We start from the raw sequence: 19,986 nt of genomic DNA, 5'->3' as shown, positions 1-19,986 counted from the left end.
ACTTATATACTAACGTATGTTTCTGAGGCAGAGATCCAAATGCGCTTGCTAGGCAGGACAAGCTAGCTATAGTACGTTGGTACTAGCTGGTGATCGGGAATCTCTTGCAAGCGCTCAATCGATAATTCGTCAGCCGCCGAGATGTCCCATACGATGTCGAAGAATTCGACTGCGGCATCAACAAACTGCGTTCGTTCGGTGTAGATCCCACATTCGGGGTTCCAGTCGTAACTGTTCTCCATGAAGTTCGCAGACCCGAGGAGTGCTGCCCCTTCCTCCGGTGCACCGACCGTCTGGAGTTTGCCATGAATCCCGATTTCATTGAGATCGCGGAAGTCCATATCGGGCGTCACACGCTGGTGTTCCTTGAACCGCGAATAGGAACGCACCGTCACTCGATCACGATGTTCTTTGATCTCGCTCAGCAGGTTTCGTTGAAGCCGCCGCCACTCCCAGGGTTCCTTCGTATGGCGAGTGAGCAAACGAAGCTCGAAGCCATGTTCGAGAAGACGACGAATTTGGGCCACGTACTCGTTGAACGTGTCGTCGTCGAACGGTGTCATGATGCGCAAAACCTTGTCCTCTATGTCGCGCTCGAGGCCGAGGCTGAACAAGCGGTCGGTCATTGCAGTGTACGGTTTCAGTCCCGACGAGCGCCTCTCATGCCAGCGGCGGAGACGTGCCCGTTCTCTACCGAGTCCACGTGAATCTCCGACGTAGGCGTCCATCTTTTGCTCTCCGAGAGCGTCCGGATCGACGAGCGTGTAGGTGAAGTAGGTCGGTGCGATCGCCCCGCTGTCGATCGACTCGTAGTCCTGAACCACCATCGACTCGGTCGCGACGGGGTCAGGTGGGAATGACACCGTCTCTTGAGAGAGGGTGTCGATGCGACTCTGAATGTCCGAACAGCGTTCCACGAGGTGTTTCGTATATTCGTCTCGTACAGCCTCGACATCGACAGCTTCTGGCACGGTCTCAAATTCGACGAGGCCGTCGCTGACCTCACACTCGACTCCCGGAACTGATGAAAGTGCTTGGTAGAGAGAGTACGGCGTTACGCTCGGCCACCGCTCAGTAACGAAGTGCACGTCGAACGTCGCCAGAACGGGGTATGCCGCAACAGTGGCGACGACTTTGAGAGCTGCCTCCCGTTCATCAGCGCTAAGATCCGCATCTTCCGATACATCGTCGAGTCCGACCGACTGGTCCGTGTTGACCCTCTCTAAGTCGGCCTCAGTTGATGGCACCAGCAGTGATCGCACTTGGTCGAATTCGTCCTCGTATTCCTGCCGCTGGTTACGGACTGCGTCTTCGACTTCCGTTTCATCGACTGTGATCGCTTGCGTACTGGCGAGGTTTGCTACCTCGGCCACCTCCAGTTCTCCCTTCGTCGGAGTTGTTCCAATTAATCGCTGCACGAGGTCTTCTAGACAGGCTGCGTCCGCAGATTCGACGACGCGAGAGAGGATGTCGCGATAGGCTTCTGCAACAACTGTCTCGGTAGACATTGTCTGCTGGGCCGACAGCGAACTGTCGATCCGTTCTCGATTGAGGTTGACGCTATCGGGATAGATCGTCATGAACCCGAGCGACCCTAAGAGGGGAGCAAGAACGGTTTCATCCCACTCGTCGGCGAGCAGGCTGTCGAGTTCGCGTCTCGGGACGTTATCCTCCTCGATTTCGTTGCACGAGCGAAGCACCATCTCAGCTGGCTGAAGCCGAGCGACAGTAGCTGTTCGGATGAACGGCTGTGGCTCGTCCGAGATTAGCACTACCATTCCCAGTAGCGAAATGGTGCCGTTGTCGACGAGACCGAGTTCGTCGAGCAGCCACTCGTGTATCGAGACGACGGGATCGCGGCCTCGTTCGTCATTCGTTCTGATAATTTCAGTCCGAACATGCGGTTCGAGGCGTTCCTGTATGGGCTCCCCAGTTGCTGTTGCGGCGAGTGCAGAGTACACGCTCTCCGCTGAAAGCGCCCAGAGGCGCTCAGGTGACTGCGTTCGGAGTTCGTTCGCGGCGTTGAGTGGATTACTCATCGTTCCTCGGTTCGAGGTGAAGCTCGTGAGATAGCAGGTCTAGCAGTTCGTCCTTTGCAAACGATTCGGGGTCGTTCTGCTCTACACACCCATACTGGTAGAGGCAGAACGGACATCCGTTCTCGCAGTTACACTTCGACTCGTCCGGTGAAAACGCCTCACGCATGAGTTCGACGGCGCGTTCGAATTTCTCTCCGTCATCTTGAGTTAGCAGCACGGTGATGCCGCTTCCGCCTTCGTCGGAATCGTAGACTAGTGTTCCTTCGTCCTCGATGGATTCTGGAACCTGCCTGACGCTAACGCCGCCGATGTACTGGAGTGCGACTCGGAGGCCGTGAGCGAAGCCGTGTTCGAGTTCTTCGCTGTCGAAGCGTACCCGGGCCGCCTTCGTAGAGAACTTCGTTGCGGGCCGGACAGCCTCGCTCTCATCGACGGGATGTTCGACGTTGTTCGTACAGTATGCCGAGTCTCCGGTTTTCGCGATTGCTCCGTTACATCCGTCGACACCGCACATCTCAAACACGTTCGGTAACGGGTCTGCTCCACCGTCCTTGTAGGTCGCCCAGTATTTGCTCGTCGAGGCGAGTAGCGTGACGTCTCCGTACTCGAACTGTCCGTGGACGGTCCCGTTTTCGTCGACGATGTCCCGGGAGAACGTCGCCTCGAACGAATCGCCGGCATCGGTTTCGACGGGAGCGTACGTGCTCTGGGGTTCCGTATCGTTCTGGTAGACCGTCGAGGGTTGAAGTTGCTGGGTACTCGGCGTCGAACTGAGCGGGAGATCGTGCTGATATGCGATCACTCGCTCCGGGACCTGAGTGACGAGCGGCTTCAGTCGCGTCCCGCACGACTCGCAGTTGGAAGTGTCGCTATCGTACTCGGAAGCACACGTCGGACAAATAGCCGCATCTTCGAGGTCGTCAGTGATGCGTGCGGATTCCAGCGGCTCCCAGTACACCTGTGTCACGACGTAGGTCTCGCTGTCGTAGAGATACGCAGCGCCAGGATGGAGTTCAGAGAGAGCGATGCGGCGCTCGCGTGACCCGTCGCTGACGTGCTCGAAGTCTTCACCGACGAGTTGGTAATCGACCGAGCTACCAACCGACCGCAATCCGAACGCAGCAGGACTCTCCCGGTTCAGATAGCTACCGAAGTCCATGTCCTCGAGTCGGTCGAGATAGTCGTTCAGTTGGTCGAGTTGACGCTCGACCTGCTCTCGCTGTTCTCGTAGGCGGCGCTTTTCGTCGCGGTCGCGAGTATTCCGTTCTTCTCGCCGTAGATCGCTTACTTCCTCGTCAAGTTCATCGATGTCGTCGTAGATGTCGTCTTGCTGGTCGCGATAGAGATCGACGATAGTCTCTTCGAAGCTCTGTTTGTCCTCGGTTCCGGCGAGGATCCCTTCGACGATGTCCCCATGCTTATCGAGAACCGACTCGACGACACCGTCACAGTCGTTACGCTGACACTCCCCGCCGTAGCCAGCGGCGTGCTTTCGGCCACACGCTGAACAAACGCTGAACGACAGGAGGTCCTCCAACCACCGCTCGATTTCATCCCGGTTCTCGTCGAGGAGTCTTCGAAGTGCTTCGAGCGGAGCATCATCGTTCCAACTCTGGACTTGGAAGTTCGTGGACGAAAGCACCCCGGTGAACGTCATCACGTCGTTCGGTCGGGGCTCCGTTCGCGGTACTGGCTCGTTGCCACAGACGATGAGGTCTTCGAGACCGCTCTGTTCGCGGCGCCATGGGACCCATCGGGTCGTCGCAGCCCAGTCGAGGACGGCCCACGAAAGCGACTGGTGGAGCACTTCGTGGTTCACCTCGTTGAGCGGAACCTGCTGGGGGTCGGCCGCGATGAGTTCCTCTGGGTGTTCGTGGTAGTAGTAATCGATGGGGTTCCGCTGGCTGACCGAGTGAATGAGGGAATTGCCCGAAGCCCGACCCGCACGTCCGATTCGCTGAAGGTACGAGTTGGCGTTCGGCGGGGTCCCGTACAGGAGGAGCGTGTTGAGGTCGCCGATGTCGACACCTAACTCCATCGCCGGCCCGGACGAGAGGAAGTGTGGATACCGCCCCTGTCGGAACTGGTACTCCAGTTTTCGCCGCTCGTCGCGATCGGTCTCACCGTAGTATGCCCGCGCGAGCAACATCATCGGGTCGGACGTCGAAACCTGTTGAGCAGTCAGGGAGTAGTGGGAGTGAGAGAACTCCGACCGGTCCTCTATCGTCGTTCCGAACTCGATGACATCATCCGGTGCGAGCCCTAGAGTGACTTCGAGCGAGGTCGCGTATTCCTCTTGGCTCGGACTGTAGTTCGTCGGCGTCACGTTGTCGACGACCGCACATTCGACCGCATCTTCGTCGACCATGACGAACCGACTCCCCTCCTCTTCGATGCGACGTAGAATACCGCGATCGACGAGGGAGTCGAGATGGTCGTGTCCGTTCTCGAGCTCGTCCACCAGATTCGGCTCATAATGGTGGTTCTGACCGATTGCCTCTACGAGTAACTCACGCTCGCCCTCGCTGAGCTCGTCAAGTCCGGCGTCCAGCCGAACGTCGACCAGCCCCTCGTCGCTAAGCTGGCTACTGCGGTAACGCTGACTGTACTTACCTTCAAAGACGCGAGATAGCAATTCTTCTGTCAGGTATTCGTCGACCGACTGGTCGTAGCCGGTCAGATGTTCGTACATCTGCGGGGCGTTACCGTCCTTACCGACTAATTGCCCTTCGTACTGGTGTGCATCGTCTACTCCGCACTCCACGACGTCGGACAGTGTTGCCCAACCCGATTCGTCGGCCTCCGAGCTGACGCTATCTACGAACAACTGGTCGAAGAAGAACGACTCTTCGGGTTCGCGGAAGTTCCGCTCGAGTTCCTTCATGTCGGACTGGCTGTCCGCGAACGAGAGCATCTTCGATTCTCCGAAGGTACTGGGATCGTCGCGATCTGCCAGTGAACGCAACAAATAGCGCCCGCTCGTCACAGCAGCATTGGCCGGACCACGGAGCATCGAGTCGTATCGCCGGTTCTTCGCGTAGGTTTCTCGCCGATCTTCGTGGTAACACGGCAGTCCGCCGGAGAAGTTACTCGCTTCCCTGATTCGTCCGTTATCGTCTACCATCCGAAAGTTCCCGTAGCCCTTCGCCCGGCGGCTAATCTCGGGATCGTCGCAGTTGCAGTTGTGTGGACCGTTAGGAAGGAACTCGTGCCCGCAGGACTGACACTCGTCGACCATGTTGATGTCGAACAGCGCGGATCGAACGAGTTTCCGTTTATTGCAACTGCACGACGCGGGTGGATTACCGAAATACACTTCGTCGCACCCGGGGTCGCTGCACGTCCATCCGAGGAACCGTTTGGGCGTGAGTTCGCCGTCACAGTCGTCCGTAGTGCACTCCTGACCCTCCGGATCTTCATAGACTTCTCCACACTCGGTGCAATACTGAACATCTTCGTCTGCAAGCGGCTCTAACGCAGTGGAACGGCAGGAATGACATTCGGGTTCCCGTGCTTCCTCGACCGTGAGTTCGCCGTCACAGTCTGGGTTGGTGCAAACGTGCTTCTCCATCGAATCGTCGAGGACCATCGAGGCGTCGCAGTCGGGACAGTCATGCTGATGGTCAATCTTCTGACGCTCGCCACAGTCCGTACACTCGTAGTACGGTCGCCAGTAAACTCGAACCATCTCCGGTGTTTCGCCGTCGATGGTCTCACACTGACATTCTCTCCGTTGGAAATACTCGAAACGGCCTTCTTCCGACGTGACGGTATGAGGTGCGAGGCGCTCACAGTTTGGACAGAACCACGATTCAAGCGACTCTTCACCACACTCGTTACACAACGAGAGTTTCGTCACGAAGTGGTGGCCGCACTCAGTACAGGACGACTGCGGGGTGTCGTAGACTGTCCCACAGTTAATACACGTGTAGTAACCGTCGAGCGGCCAGCTGAACAAGTGGGCGCGGCGCTCGAGAATGCCCGACACCTCGCCGATAGTCATGAAGTTCGCTACGACTGTCTCCGCCTGGGACTCAGAAAGCCCAGCCTCGTCGATCAGGCGGCCCCGAAGACCGACTGGCCGAAGTGGGGTCTCACGGAGCGCCGCGTAGATCCCGCGGACGAACTCAAGGGGCCCACCTTCGTCCTCGACTAAATGTTCGTAGAGCGCATCATCAACGTCCTCACTACCATCCTTTACGGCAGCGGCGTCAAGTGCTTGCCTCGCGGCATCGGTGTCCCCGGCACGTAACTCCTCTTCGCTCATTTCTGCCGAAACAAATTCGTCGGGGATGTCGACGGGGAACGGTGCGTCGAGGGTACGCTCGTCTTCTTCGACAACTTCGATGTCAGGGTCGACGAACGGATTGATGCGCTGGAAGACCGTCCGTTTGTTCTCCACGGTCGCCGACGCACCGACGATGGTGAGATCGTCGTCTGCCTCACTCTCGTACCCGTTGAGTTCCTGCCGCTCTCGAATATACCGGCGCATGAGCGTCGACGTGAACGAACCGAAGAGTTCGGAATACTCGTGGATCTCATCGAACACGAAGTATTTCGGCTCGGCGACGAAGCGCTGCTGTTCCTCGTCACCGTTGACGTTGAAGAGCCTGTAGTTGATCGTGTCTGGGTTCGTCAACAGGATGTCCGCTGGCGATTCGACGATGGCGTCACGAGTGACCTTGATGAAATCGAACGTGAGGTCGTCCTCGTGTTCCACCATCGGTTCGACGACGAACGAGTCGTCGTCACGCTGCCTAACCGTCAGCGACGAATCACACTCGTCGCACGGGCAGTCGAAGTATTGGAACGTGGTCTGGAGGTACGCGAGTTCGTCGGGGTCGCGACGCTTAGTGTCACCGTCGTAGATACCAACGGTCACTTGCTCGTCCGACGACCGATCTCGATTGAGCGTGAAGAGGTAGTCGATCAATCGCTTCAACTGGTCCTGTGCGAGTGCTTTTGTCGGGTATGTGAGGACGCACTTGACGCTGTCTGGTGGATGGTCGCCGTGCTGACCCGCTTTTGCCTCAGTAATGAACTGAAGGATAGGGATGAGCCATCCCTCGGTCTTTCCCCGACCCGTACTTGCGGTCAGGAGCGTGTGGTGGTCCTCGAGAACCGATTCGACCGCTGACTCCTGAAATTCATACAGGGATCGGAACCCGGCCTCAGAGAACGTTTCGGTGACATCGTCGTGGAGGCCCTGGTTACTGGCGAACGTCTCCCAAGAGGTGTCGCTCATCCGTGGAAGGTCCAGCACCTGGAGGAAGGGGCCTTTCGTCCGGATGAACTCAGGAAGGTCCTCCTCCAGTGACTCGCCAGACCCGTCGTGGTACCGCGAGACGAGGTTCTTGACGGCTCGCTGTGGTTGGGAGCCGGCGTAGTGTTCAGCGTACGATTCGCGCATCGAGTTCGCGAGTTCGAGTGGGTCGAAATCCATCGGTGGCAATTTGTGTGGGATGTTGGTCAGTCGGTGAGCTGTTCGTCGATTTCGTGGTTCGTGATCGGCTGAATGATCACGCTACCGTTGGCGAGGATGTCTCGAAGACGTTCTCGGTCGAACGACCGCTGGTCGTTCCTGACGTCACAGCCGTATTGGTAGAGACAGGACGGACACCCGTTCTCGCAGTCACAGTCGAACTGATCGCGCATAAGCCCGACTGCACGGTGGAACGCCCGGAACTCTCCGTCCGTCCGTTCGAAGAGGAGTCGCGCGACGTCGGACCCGCCCTCTTGAGACTCGAAGACGTCTACGTGATCCTCGCCGACATATTCGGCGAGGTCACGAATGTTGACGCCGCCGAGGTATTGCAGCGCGACTCGGAGGCCGTGAGCCAACGTGTGCGACAGGTCGCGGTCGTTGAGGTCAACTCGGACACCCTGAGTGTCGTACTGGTATCCAAGGCGAATGAACTCGGAGTCAGCACCGCGGCCGTTAGGGAAGTGGTCAGGGTCGGCGCTGCACCGACGCTCGTCGTCATCGTCACGATAGATGACGCCTGGACAGTTCTCTTCACCGCATACCTCGAAGGCTGTCGGCCTCGGATCGACCTCACCGGACTTGTACTTCGTCTTGTAGCTCTTCGTATGCAGCAGGACCGAGTAATCGCCGTACTCGATCGTCCCGAGAGGATCGCCATCGGCATCCTGGAGTTCGAACGTCCGTTCAGAGTCGAACTCGAGTATCGACGTCTCCCGCTCGGCGTACGTGTTCTGGATCGGTTTGTTCGGTTCGTCGTGGAGGTAGCGCGCTTCGTCACCTTCTGCGGTCAGTTTGAGGTTGTCGTGGTAGGCATCGACCGAATCGAGTACCGCCAGTCGGCGTCGCTTGAGCGGTACATCGTTATCGCAATCACACCCGTCAGCGTCGAGGTCGTGCGAGGTGTGGCACGCCGGGCAGACGAGTTCCTCGGCCAGGTGATCTCCGTCGACGGCTTCGCTCACGGTATCCCGGAGGTCCGAGCTAGCCTTGTCGTCGAGTCGGACGCGCGAGACGGTGTACGTCTCCCCGCCGTCAAGGTAGGCGGCACCGGGGTGGAGTTCTGAGAGCGCCATCTGCATCGCACGGCCGCTCCCCTGATCGCCGACGTTCCGGCGGTTGTACCCTTCGTCAACCAGAGACAGACCGGCCGTCGTGGCGACGCTCCGCATCGAGAAGTCGTATTTGCTTTCACGGGACTCTCTGAGGAAGTCGAAGTAGCTCGCGCCGCCCAGATCAGAGAGGTAGTCCTCGAGAACCTCGATGCGGTCCTTGAGGCCCCGGCGTTCGCGCATGATGCGTGCCCGTTCGTCTGACCCGGCCCGCTGCTGGTCACGACGCAACCGAGAGTTACGTCGTTTCAGGTCGGACAACTCACTTTCCAGCCCCTGTTTGTACTCGCGGTATCCAGTGATGTAGCGCTCGTCAAAGTTCGCGAGAACGTCGTCGACAAGGTGGCCGAACTCGCTCTGAGCGTGCAGGATTTCTCCCTCACAGTCACTGTCGGTACACGTTTCGCGGTCGTCGTCAGTAGCATACCGTCGCTCACATTCTTCGCAGTAGCGGTAGTCGAGGAGAGATTCAAGGTAGTCGGCGATGTCTCGTTCATAGTCGTCGACGACTTCGCCGAGTACGTCGAGTTTTGAGTCGTCGCTACCGAGCGACAGCGTGTCGGCACCGAGGGACATCACGTGGGTCAGTTTACTGGCATCGTCACGTTCGCTCTCGTCGAGCATGCTCCGACGGTGATAGGTATCTCCACCATCGATCGACCGCGCGCGACCGTGTCGACTGACGTCCCACGGAATAGTGAAGTTAGCCGCCACGTAGTCGAAGATTCCCCATGACAGCGAAACGCGTAGGACTTCCTCGTTGTGTTCGTTGAGCGGTACTGGAGTCGGGTCGGTGTCGATGAGTTCGTCCGGGTGGTCGTAGTAGTAGTAGTCGATCGGGTTGCGCTGACTGACCGAGTGGACCATCGAAGAATGGGAGCTACGCCCTGCACGCCCGACCCGCTGGAGGTACGCGTTCATGTTCGGCGGCGTCCCATACAGCAGGAGTGCGTCGAGGTTGCCGATGTCGACCCCGAGTTCCATCGTCGGTCCCGAAGAGAGGTGGTGGGGGTAGTTCTCCTCGCGGAAGAGGTACTCTAACTCCCGACGCTTGCGCTTATTCGTCGCCCCGAGATACTCCTCAGAGATGAGAATCCGCGTCTCTGAGTATTCGGCACGGTGGGCACGCTGTGTGAACCGGGGATGGGAGGTCGAGGCACGTTCGGCGAGCGACGTTCCGGACTGAACAGTGGACTGCGTATCCAGACCAAACTGGTGCTGGAGCGTCGTGTAGTACCGCTCAGTATCAGGGTCGAACCGAATACCATCACCGTCGCCCGCAACCGTAACAGCGAGCGCCGACGGATCGAACGAGACGTAGTCATCAGAGTGTCCGTAGGAGAGGATATTTCGGTCGACCAGTTTGTCGACGACTGCTTCGGCGGGCCTGTCGGGACTCGGATGGTCGAAGTTTGCGACACGATAGTCATTGCCCTCGTCGGCGAGTTCGCGGACGATAGCGCGCTCATCACCATCGAGTTCGTCGAGACCTGGGCCAAAGCGGACATCGAGCAGTCCTTCTTCGGTGAGGGAGCCATCCCGCTCGCCCAAACGCTGGCTGTAGGTGTGTTCGAGTGCGCGTCGGGTGAGTCGATCCCGAAGCGCGTCATCGTCGTCCCAGCGCTTTCGGGGCTGATCTTTCAATCGTGACTTCAGGTCAAACTCGACACTCCTTGTGACTCGCGGCGGTTCCAGTGCATCGTTTACCTCGCCGACGATGTTCGCCGCGTCCTCGAGGACTTGATTAAACGGTGTCCAGTCGTTCCCGTCATTTCGGGACGATGCACTTTCGATTAACAGTTGATCAAGAAGGGTCTCGACCTCTGGTTCCGAGAAGTCACGACTGAGCTCCTTCATGTCACGATGAGAGTCAGCGAACGACAGGAGCTTCGCCGCCTGTTGGCCCTCCTTGTCGGCGACGCGGCGCAACATGTACTGCGAGGTGGTCACCGCGAGGTTGCTCGGACCTCGCATCAGTTCGTCGAACCGGCGGTCAATCTCGTACCGGGCATACGGATGCGGGCACGGGACAGCCGACGGCTGCGAACTCATCGTGTGAATCCACCCCCTGGTGTCGATCGTCTTGTAGGCCTGATGGTGACCGGTCCGCGGATGGATGTCCGGATCGTCACAGTTGCAACCCTCGTCGCCGAGGAATGCCGTCTCACACGAACGACAGTGTTGGTCGTCGTGAATCTCGAAGAGTCCGCGCTTTACGAACGACGATGAGCCACAGTCGCATTGATTGGGGGAATCATCGAAGAGGACCCGACTACAATCGTCGCTCCCACAGACCCAGGGAAGAAACCTCGTCGAGGTGAGTGAGGAACCACAGTCGACACACTGGTCAGGGGCCTGCTCGGGGTCTTCGTAAGTTGCGCCACATTCTGGACAATCGAACCGACTCGCAACAGTAGCTAGTCCGAAGTCGGTCCCGTCACAGCTGTCGCAGACTCGTTCAATCTCGTGAGCCGACTCACACTTCGGATTAACGCAGGTGAACGTCTCATCGTCGGTCCTGACGGTCTTGGAACCACACTCGGGACAGTCACGGGTCGTCGTTCGCTCGGTTCGGTGTCCACAGTCGAGGCACTCGAGGAACGGCTGGAACGTCGTACGAACCATCTGGACGACATCGTCGCGCGCTTCCTCACATCGGCGGCAGACGTGTTCCTCGTCTTGGTCGATCGTCCCGTGTTCGGTCGGCGTGTACGGCTCTAGTTGGTCGCAGCCTGGACAGTACCATCCGACAAGGTGTTCGTCGCTACAGTGTCGGCAGTAGGTAGAGCGCGTGACGAAGTCGAATCCACACTCGTTACAGTCGTCCTGTGGGGAGCGGTACGTTGCGTCACACGATGGACACGTATAGAAGCCGTCGATCGGCCAAGAGAACACGTGACTTCGGTTCTCCAGCATACCGGAAAACTCACCGAGGGTCCGGACGTTCGACACCAGTTTCGATGCTTCATCGGTGTCGAGATTCAGCGTCGTCGCTAACTCGTCGTGTAGCTGGGACCGTGTGAGCGGCTCGTCGTACAGCAACTGGTGGACGTAGCGAACGACCTGTGCGCCGAGGTCATCCTCGACCTCGGTGAGATGGTCGAAGAGAGCGTCACTCACTAGCGTCTCCCGACGGTCACGGTCGTAACTCGATGCATCCTCCAGCGTGTAGTCGAACGCATCGAGGCCCGGAACAACGTCGTCCGGCGCGGCCGTCGCACGCAGAATGCGGTCGACGGACAGACTGTTCGACGTTAGCTCTTCCGGAATCTCGTCCGGAGCGTCCCCATCGAGGTTGCGTGGTGACTCACTCACCTGTTTGACGTCGACGGCACCGCTAACCTTCTGGAACAACTCGACGTCGTTCTCGACGGTCGCACTGCTCGCGACGAGTTGTAAGTCGTCGAGGCCGCGTTCCTCGCGGAGCGACTGGATTCGCTTCATCAGCGTCGACGTGTAGCTCCCGAACAGGCCGTCGTAGGTGTGGACCTCGTCGAAGACGAGGAACTCGGGTTCGTAGACGAACCGCTCGTGTTCGTCTTCGGCGTTAGTGTTGATGAGTCGGTAGTTGATCGTGTCCGGGTTGGTGAGCAGGATGTCAACACCGTTCTCGAGGATGTCGTTCTTCGTTAGCCGCAGGAAATCGAGCGGAACGTCGTGCGGATCATCGTCTTCACAGTGCGCTTTCTCTGGGATGAGTTTGAACCGAGCGCCGGTGTTTCGGATCCGAACACCACCACCGCAGTCTTGGCATTTGTCGAGTTCGTCATTGTACCCAGGGCACTCGAAGTGACGGAAGGTCGCATTGAGGTACCCTTCGGAGCCTGATTCGCCGACATTCCGCGGGGTATCACCGTCGTAAATACCGACGGTAATCTGTTGTTCCGACCGTAGGTGGTTATTGATGAGGTAGAGGTACTGGAGGAGGCGCTTCAACTGGTCCTGTGCGAGCGCCTTCGTCGGATAGATGAGCGTGGCCTTGACGCTCGTATCGTCACCCCCGTCACCATGCCGTTTGTCTTCGAGGATGCGGTTGAGGATGGGAATGAGCCACGCTTCAGTTTTTCCTCGTCCCGTCGCGGCAGTAATGACAGTATCATCTCCCTCAAGAATGGCCTCGATACTACGCTCCTGGAAGTCGTAGAGTCGTTCGAAGCCGATCTTCGAGAAAGCCCGGCGGATATGCGGCTCGAGACGTGCCGACCTGGCGAACGCGTCCCACGAACGGCCGCTCCAGTTCGGGATGTCGAGTGCCTGAAGGTAGGGGCCGCGCATCCCCGTGATGTCGTCCTCGCCGTCCGCCAGGCGATTAGCGACGCTACGCGCAGCCCGTCCACCACGACCGATAAAGTAGTCGTGGTATGCGGCTTGCATTTGTTCCGCGCTGGCGACGGGGTCCTTCATCGTTACAGGTTAAGCTCCACCGCCGATTCCAGTTCATCCACGCGTTTCATCTCCTCGAGCGAGTCGAGCGAGACATCAGCCAACGTAAGCTGTTGGGACTTACTGAGCGTCTTTACGTCCTCGATCGTGGAGTCTGAGAGGTCGTGTTTCTCTTGAAAGTCGTCGAAGCTCTGGAGCGATTGATGTTTCTCCCAGTCGCTGGTGGCGTTATCCCACTTTGATACGAAGCTCGTGGCGCTTCCGCTCGAGTCCATCAACTCCCGCGTCAGCAACGTGTGCATGTGGTTGAGTGTACGCGCGAAGTCCGAGTCCTGCCCACCGAGGATCTTCTGGAGTTCTTCCGCTGCCGCGACCTTTGTACTCCAATCGTTGCGCTTGCTGTCGAGTTGACTCTCAATGGTCTCGGTGACGTTCTTTACCTGCTTCTTCGCCGAGCGAATCTGCTCGATATGGGTCTCGACGTCCGGTGTCAGCTGGACTTCGAGGTCGCTCTGACCGTCTGCGCCAAGATCGTCGAGTTCCGCGTCTCCCTCGCCCATATCGTCGCTCTGGACGTTCTCGAGTAGATCCTCTTGAGTCACCTCGACCGCTTTCTCTGCCACCTGAACCGCACTACTGGTCATCGATGGCGCGGAACCGTCGAAGGCCTCCTCAAGCACTTTCTTGTAGTATTTCAGGTCTCGAAGGCGCTCGGCGAGGTCGTCGAGTTCGTCGTTCACCTCGCTGATGTTGTGCCGCGCGACCGAGACGTGATACTGCGTGTTCTGTGCCTGCTTGTGTTCTCGAGCCTTGTCTTCGAGAGCGTCAACGGCCGTCGGTAGTGATTTCGATTCGCTCATTTTACAGATCCTCCGTCAGAGAGACGATCGACTGGCGCTTCTGCTCGTAGTTACTGTACTCGCTGAGTTGCTTGATGCGATGTTCGAGATCGGCCCCGGTAGCGTGTTCCTGGTCTTGGAGATCGCTGATCAGCGAGTCGAACGCCTCGTATATCTCCCACGCTGCTTGTTCGTCTTGGCTCCGGGCGAAGTCGTGAAGTCGAGCGATGAACGTCACACCGGTTGCGTCACCCATGTTACGGAACTGCTCGACGTCATCACGGAAGGCCGTGAGCTTCACTTCCTCCGGCGATTCGGTGAGCAGTTCGTAGGCGTCCTCGTAACTCGACTTGATCGGAACGTCCATCGCACCTGCGCACTGATACAACGTCTCGAACCACTCTGCGAGCTGGTCGACCGTATGGCCGCTGTCGTACCACCGTTCAACGGGTTCAAGCGCGTCCTGGATGTGTGATGCGTCGTCGTCGACCGTGAGCCGCTGGAGTTCTGCTGCGTAATCCGAAATCCGATCGAAAAGACTCGATACCTTGGTATTGGCGTTATTTCGCGTCGTTCCGACCTTGTACGCGTCAGCGAGTTCGTCGGTATCGATGACCATCGCAGCGTCGACGTGTGCCTCGAGGTCTTCGGCAACCTCCCTACGTGCTTCAGACAGGCGCTCGTAGTCTACGACGTTCGATTTGAGGAGGAAGAACCCCTCGATGAGGTCACTAATATCCCCCGACGACACGGTGAGGTCGGTGAACGCCTGTCCAAACGCGCTATCTCGATCGAAGTTTTCGACGATCGGTTTACCGTACGACTGATTGCTGTCGTACTCCTCGAAGACGATTTCTGTGGGGATCTGATCGTCGTCGACCTCAACTCCACGGGCAGCGTTGATAAGGAAGAACTGTGCGAGGACCAGCGTTTTCTCTATCGTGAGTTCCTCGGGAAGACAGTCCTCGATCTCTTCGCGCATTTCATGCTGGAACTGGGCGACGTTAGTGTCTGCCCACGCACGGAGCTGATCGAAGTTCGTCGTCGTCGGGTCGAACATATCGAACAGTCCGTACTCCAGCATCGGTGTGTAGAGATCGGCGTGTTCTGCGCCCCATTCGAGTTCGATGTCGACGCTAGCTTGGCGTTGTTGGTCCCCTTGAATGGAGACCGGAATACTGTCGCCGCGAGCGTAGTAGATCCCACCGACCGACCGCGTCGAGGAGTTCGGATTACTCAGGCGCGTAGGGTTGTGCCACCGTTCGAGAACGGCGACTGCGCCGTCGTGGAGCGTGTCCGAACTGGGATACTCTTCGCCGCTCGTGACCCAGTCCTGGAACTCCTGGAATTTGCGCTGTCGCTCGCGTTCTTCCTCGCTCAGTTCTGGTTCGTCGATGACCTCAACCTGCTCGTCTTCTGGATCCTCGTCGTCTGCTGCTTCTTCGCCGTCTTCGACCTCAGAAGAGTTGCTTTCTGTATCGTCTCCGTCGTCCTCGGTATCGACCTCGTGATCCGGTACCGGCGGGTTCTTGATCTTATCGAGTACCGCACTCCCCTTGCCCTTGTCGAACACGACGTAATCGCCTTTCACAGCGGCAGTGTCGTCGTCCGGTAGTTCGATACCGAACGTTTCGAAGATGCCGACCTTGACCCCGACGCCGTCCTCGACAGGAACTCCGTACCAGCGGCTGACGTCTTGGTAGATTTGGTCGTATTTCATGTCGATCTCGAAGGTCGGCGTGTCGACGAACGAGTTCGACTTCATCGCTTCGTAAGGTGCCCACGTCGACTTGAGACAGTGCTTTACCACTCGAAGAAGCAACAGTCGCGGCGTCTTCCGGTTGCTTCCCTCGTCGTTTAGCTGTCGATAAGCGACGTGTATGAAGCGCTCGTTAAACGGGTATAAACCGTCGAAAGCTTCTGCAACGTCCTGAGGCGCATCTGCCGCATCAGAATTCCGTTCGATGGCACCTAGATACGATCGGGCGAGGGCTACCGAAGCATCGTCGTCGAGGAAGTACGCCTCGCCGTTCTCGTCGGTCATCGTTAGGTACCCCTCGGATCGGCCTTGCATGTACGTCGCTGCGTCTTCGCGAGCGAGGGCGTCGTCGATGTTGTCCTGCTCCCAGCCGATCGTCCAACCGAGGACGATGTCGTAGCTGCTACTACTAAGTTCGAAGATGTGGTCTAGTAGTTGCTCTTTCAGGACGCTGAACGTCGTGAGGTCCTCACAGATGAGTACCGGCCGGATACCGCGCTCTTGATACATCTCCGAGTATTGCTGTAGCTGTTCCTTGAAGTCGCCCACGAGATTGCGGGAAAGGTATTCGTGAGCCTCGTTCTTCAAGACAGAGTACAGAACGTCTTTGTTCTCCGTGAGCTTCGTACTGAAGCTCAGTTGTAGGCGTAGAGTGCGGAAATCTGCGCGGGTTAGCAGATTGAAGTCGGGATTCTCGTCACGAGACTCGAGAGCTTCCTGATACTCCCTGATGTTCTTGGCAAAGATTTCTCGCAGGTCGCTATTATCGCCTCTGCTCTCGGTCAGTTCCTGTATTTCTTGGTCTGAAAAGTGTTCGGTCGACCAGATACCGCGCATATACTCGACGATGGCGCTCGCCGCATCGGCGGGGTCGAGATCGTCGATGTTTCTGACATCAGTATCGACGTCGAGTGGTTCAGTGAGGACGTCGATGATCTGATCCATTCGGGTCTGGCTACGGGAGACGTGCAAGGCGACGTAATCTTCGACGCCATCGTCATCCTCGCCGTAACCATTGATCTGATACTTTGTCCACTCACAGAGCTGGCTTTTACCCGATCCGGGTTCACCACGGAGGATGAAAATACGGTTCGGGTCGTCGATATTCGACGCAGTAATCGCGTCGAGTACGTTCTCTTGGGTAACGAAGTCGCCCGAGATACCGAGTGGGGTCAGCGTGTCTGCGTAAATCCGATCGATGTCGACGTGGGTCTCTCGGAACTGTTCGGGCGTCTTCTTCTTCGTATGGGCTTCCGACGTGATGAAGTGGTCGACTTCCTCGTCGTCCCAGTATTGGGGCATCTCTCCGCTGGCCGGTGAATCTTTGATTTGTTGGCTCATTGGTGAGTGAGAAGTTGGTCGAGAGGGTACTGATACGCCGTTTCGTCCGGTCGAGAATGAATCGAAACGTGCGTCACGCTTCGTCTGTTTCCGCGGACGTCATCGTCGAGGTCTGCTGGTGGCACTTCTACCTGGTTCTGCGCGTCGCCGGGTGCAGACAGGGACAAGACCCCATCTTCCTCCATGTTACGGAGGACGTCAGCGATTGCAGGGTGAAGCCGCGGCGTTCCAGTTCGTGCCTTGTAGACGGTGAACAAGTTGTCGTTGATCCAGTTGAGTGCGCGTCGGAATTCACCGTTTTCAACTGTCTCTCCGTCGTAGCCTGCGTCCTCTCCCGAACTAGTTGGGGCGAGTACGAGCGCGTCGTACATCATTGCCCGACAGGGGCTCAGCACGAGACCGTCCTCGGTCTCCGACACGAGACCCAGTTGCTCGCACAACGTCACCCACATGTCGATCTTCTCGTCGGTCCAACTGAAATCGTAGTCAGTCTCGCGCTTCAGGATGGTTCGAAGGTTGTCTCGGCCAGCGTTCACCGTTCGGCTCCCCTCACTCAACAGGGCACGGTGAACATCCCCAAAGTGGGACTGACGACCGTCCTGCTGATTGCAGTGGTATAGCAACTGTGCTTCGAAAGGGAGGCCCTCGAAGTGCCGCTCGTTAATGGGTTCGACCGTATCTTTGATGTCTCCGGTCGGACTCTCGACGAGATCGACCGCATTCAGGAAACGAAGTGACCCTTCGACGTGATCGGTTTTCACCTCACCGCCGGTGGCTGGTCGACCGAATTTGCTCGTGACTTCCGAGACACTGGTGGTCCCCTGAAGTGAGCCGTAGATGTGTTTTAGCTCCGGTGCTCGCACCGAGATGAACCCGGTGAGTAGTTTGTCCGGCTTGTTGGTCGCCGGTGTGTATGTTGTGCTCATATGTCCTCCTGGTGGCGATAACGATAACTGTCTAATCGATCTTCCTCGAATTCTACACGTTCGAGCATGTCGAGCATGCTGTTCGCGACTTTCTGCGTGGGCCCGCGCTCAGTCCACGAACGGAGCGCCTCTCTGATGCGCTCGGAGTAATCTTCCAGTACACGGTCTACGTCCTCTCGAATGAGGTAGTAGAGGGGTGCCCAGGCGGGACTGTCAGCCGGAATCTGCGTGTAATCGAAGAGTACCGGAATCGAGCCTGCCTCGAGACCCTCCTGTTTGTGATGCGCAGAAATCTGATGGAAGAACAGATTCTGCGTTGTTGATAGCGGTAGATCCGAGTCGAGGTTGTACTGTATGTACCGCTTCAGCAGTCCTTTGTAATCGGTGACCGTGCACTCGAACTCGTCGATGAACGACTTCCCCGGTTTCTTCGTATGACGGGGCATCTTCGGTGTACTCGTATCAGTGACGAGCACATATGGCAGACCTTCCGGGCGCTTCCGCAGCAGCCGCCGAATAACGTCTTGATCGTCGAACGTACTGTCTTCGTCCCGTAGTTCTCCCGTCAGCATCTCTTGGCTGACGTAGTGAACTAGTGGAAACTCGACACCATCCACCCCATTCTCTCGGAGATTCTCGTTCGGAAACAGTTCGTACTCGACGAGTCGCAACCCGTTGTCGTATATTTCGGGATGCGAGACTCTATCGAGGCCGAATTTGGCGAGGAACGGCAACGATCTGAGTTGCGCACGTGCTTGGGAACCAGTCTTTGCTAGTTGCGGATCCCGAATCACGAGAAACGAATCTCGTGTTCCGATGAAGTCCGCTAATGCTGGCGTCTCTGAGTCGGGTGGATCGTGCATCGTTCTGGTGATCGCTTGGGAGTTGGTTTCGGCGTCGGTGTGGGATGGACGCCGTCTGAACGCACCCATTGACCGTAGCTATCGCTACGTCGTTCTCGGCCTTCTCAGACCGTGAACGTAGGGTGCGAACGCATAGCAGTCAGAGCGGAACCCACATAAAACTGTCGGGAAGGTTATAATTCCATAGATGCCTCTACTCGCCCCGTCGGCGAGATGAGCGAACACTTCACACTCTCTGTCGAATCATCATATAATTATCGGCGATGAAACAGTTAGACGTGAGTTGCGATAATGCGATACGGTAGATCGCGAACTAAACCAAGACATCGGATGTGCCAGTGATTTCTGGACCCTTCTCGTCGCTCCTGTTCGAATATAGTGCGCACTGTTGCACTATTCCGGAACAGTAACGATGCTTCGAGCAGATGCTATCGATATGCGCACATACCTCGCTCCATTGGGATTCGATAGTCGACGCGTAGTCAGACCAGTTTTGAGTGAAGGTATAGAGACAGGAGATCAAGTCGTATTACTGCAACCCGCAAGCAGTTCCGATCGAGGAGAGGATGCTTTTCAGGAAGTTCAAAATGTCCTGACGCAAGTAGTCCCGGACCTAGACTTAGAAACAGAGCATCTACCGTACACAGATTTTGTCGAGACAACGTTATACTGTGCTGATCTCATCCAAGCATCGGAAGGTGAAACCATCGTTATTTTGGGTGGTGGTGCGCGGGAATTACTGTTGCCACTAACAGTCGCGACATTCACTAGTGGTGAAAATATCGACACAGTGCTCCAAGTAGGCGATATAGATAGCAGTGTCCGACGGTTACCACGCTTGAATCTCCGCGGGGAAGTTTCGGACGCTGAAGCGACCCTTCTCGCCGACCTCCACGACTTGGATACAGTTTTATCAATAAGTGAAATAGCAGATGAGCTTGATAAGTCGAAGAGTACAATCGCACGCCATATCAATAGCCTAGAATCCGCGGGCTTCGTGCGGACCAGAAAGAATGGGAGAAGCAAAACGGTCGAAATCACCGACAGTGGTCGGATTTTCCTAAAGACAAGAGCTGCTAACGTTATCTGAAACGATCCGCTCTGTCCCTTCTGGCGGCATTATCACTATCTTGGAGAATAGACATCTTTGTGATGTTTATTCCAGACCTGCATTGAATTGTGTCCTATGAAAACGGTCAGAACCGAGGTTTATGTCCCTGGACTGTCCAGTAAATCCTGGCG

Annotated in this window: 8 protein-coding genes and 1 pseudogene; 1 reads left to right on the top strand and 8 read right to left on the bottom strand. The window is 57.2% G+C overall.

Annotated elements, in window-relative coordinates:
• Positions 1-62 precede the first annotated feature (62 nt).
• The 8 genes and pseudogenes from CRO01_RS01480 to CRO01_RS01450 form a co-directional block, all read right to left on the bottom strand.
• A complete protein-coding gene (locus CRO01_RS01480; RefSeq protein WP_097007350.1) occupies positions 63-2,039 on the bottom strand; it encodes a hypothetical protein in 1,977 nt (658 codons plus the stop codon).
• Entirely contained in the window at positions 2,032-6,306 is a 4,275-nt protein-coding gene (locus tag CRO01_RS01475; protein WP_245838512.1) for a helicase-related protein, read from the bottom strand. The genes CRO01_RS01480 and CRO01_RS01475 overlap by 8 nt, the downstream gene beginning before the upstream one ends.
• 630 nt (positions 6,307-6,936) lie before the next feature.
• Positions 6,937-7,284: pseudogene (locus CRO01_RS16860) on the bottom strand (DEAD/DEAH box helicase); the annotation flags it as partial.
• Between the two features lie 224 nt (positions 7,285-7,508).
• On the bottom strand, positions 7,509-13,037 hold the full coding sequence (locus CRO01_RS01470) for a DEAD/DEAH box helicase (RefSeq protein WP_097007348.1): 5,529 nt from the start codon (positions 13,035-13,037) through the stop codon (positions 7,509-7,511).
• A 2-nt stretch (positions 13,038-13,039) separates the two neighbouring features.
• Positions 13,040-13,876, bottom strand: a complete 837-nt coding sequence (locus tag CRO01_RS01465; protein WP_089787276.1) for a hypothetical protein — start codon at positions 13,874-13,876, stop codon at positions 13,040-13,042.
• 1 nt (position 13,877) lies between these two features.
• Positions 13,878-16,955, bottom strand: coding sequence for a hypothetical protein (locus tag CRO01_RS01460; RefSeq protein ID WP_097007347.1), 3,078 nt, complete (start codon positions 16,953-16,955; stop codon positions 13,878-13,880).
• The gene (locus CRO01_RS01455) at positions 16,952-17,881 is read right to left on the bottom strand and encodes a hypothetical protein (protein WP_097007346.1); all 930 of its coding nucleotides are present in this window, start codon (positions 17,879-17,881) and stop codon (positions 16,952-16,954) included. Before CRO01_RS01455 ends, CRO01_RS01460 begins: the two co-directional genes overlap by 4 nt.
• Positions 17,878-18,744 (bottom strand): hypothetical protein, encoded by an 867-nt coding sequence (locus tag CRO01_RS01450; RefSeq protein WP_097007345.1) that lies wholly within the window; start codon positions 18,742-18,744, stop codon positions 17,878-17,880. Before CRO01_RS01450 ends, CRO01_RS01455 begins: the two co-directional genes overlap by 4 nt.
• 436 nt (positions 18,745-19,180) lie before the next feature.
• Here CRO01_RS01450 and csa3 point away from each other — a divergent pair, with 436 nt between their 5' ends.
• Positions 19,181-19,834, top strand: coding sequence for a CRISPR-associated CARF protein Csa3 (gene csa3 / locus CRO01_RS01445; protein WP_089787283.1), 654 nt, complete (start codon positions 19,181-19,183; stop codon positions 19,832-19,834).
• Positions 19,835-19,986 lie beyond the last annotated feature (152 nt).

Source organism: Natronoarchaeum philippinense, from assembly GCF_900215575.1.
In the GTDB taxonomy this organism is placed as follows: domain Archaea; phylum Halobacteriota; class Halobacteria; order Halobacteriales; family Natronoarchaeaceae; genus Natronoarchaeum; species Natronoarchaeum philippinense.
Note: the sequence above shows the minus strand (reverse complement) of the source record. Positions and strands in the feature narration are given on the sequence as shown.

Coding starts and splice junctions, on each gene's coding strand:
- CRO01_RS01465 (WP_089787276.1), bottom strand. CDS start 13,876: ATGAGCGAATCGAAATCACTACCGACGGCCGTTGACGCTCTCGAAGAC.
- CRO01_RS01455 (WP_097007346.1), bottom strand. CDS start 17,881: ATGAGCACAACATACACACCGGCGACCAACAAGCCGGACAAACTACTC.
- CRO01_RS01475 (WP_245838512.1), bottom strand. CDS start 6,306: ATGAGCGAAGAGGAGTTACGTGCCGGGGACACCGATGCCGCGAGGCAA.
- csa3 (WP_089787283.1), top strand. CDS start 19,181: ATGCGCACATACCTCGCTCCATTGGGATTCGATAGTCGACGCGTAGTC.
- CRO01_RS01450 (WP_097007345.1), bottom strand. CDS start 18,744: ATGCACGATCCACCCGACTCAGAGACGCCAGCATTAGCGGACTTCATC.
- CRO01_RS01470 (WP_097007348.1), bottom strand. CDS start 13,037: ATGAAGGACCCCGTCGCCAGCGCGGAACAAATGCAAGCCGCATACCAC.
- CRO01_RS01460 (WP_097007347.1), bottom strand. CDS start 16,955: ATGAGCCAACAAATCAAAGATTCACCGGCCAGCGGAGAGATGCCCCAA.
- CRO01_RS01480 (WP_097007350.1), bottom strand. CDS start 2,039: ATGAGTAATCCACTCAACGCCGCGAACGAACTCCGAACGCAGTCACCT.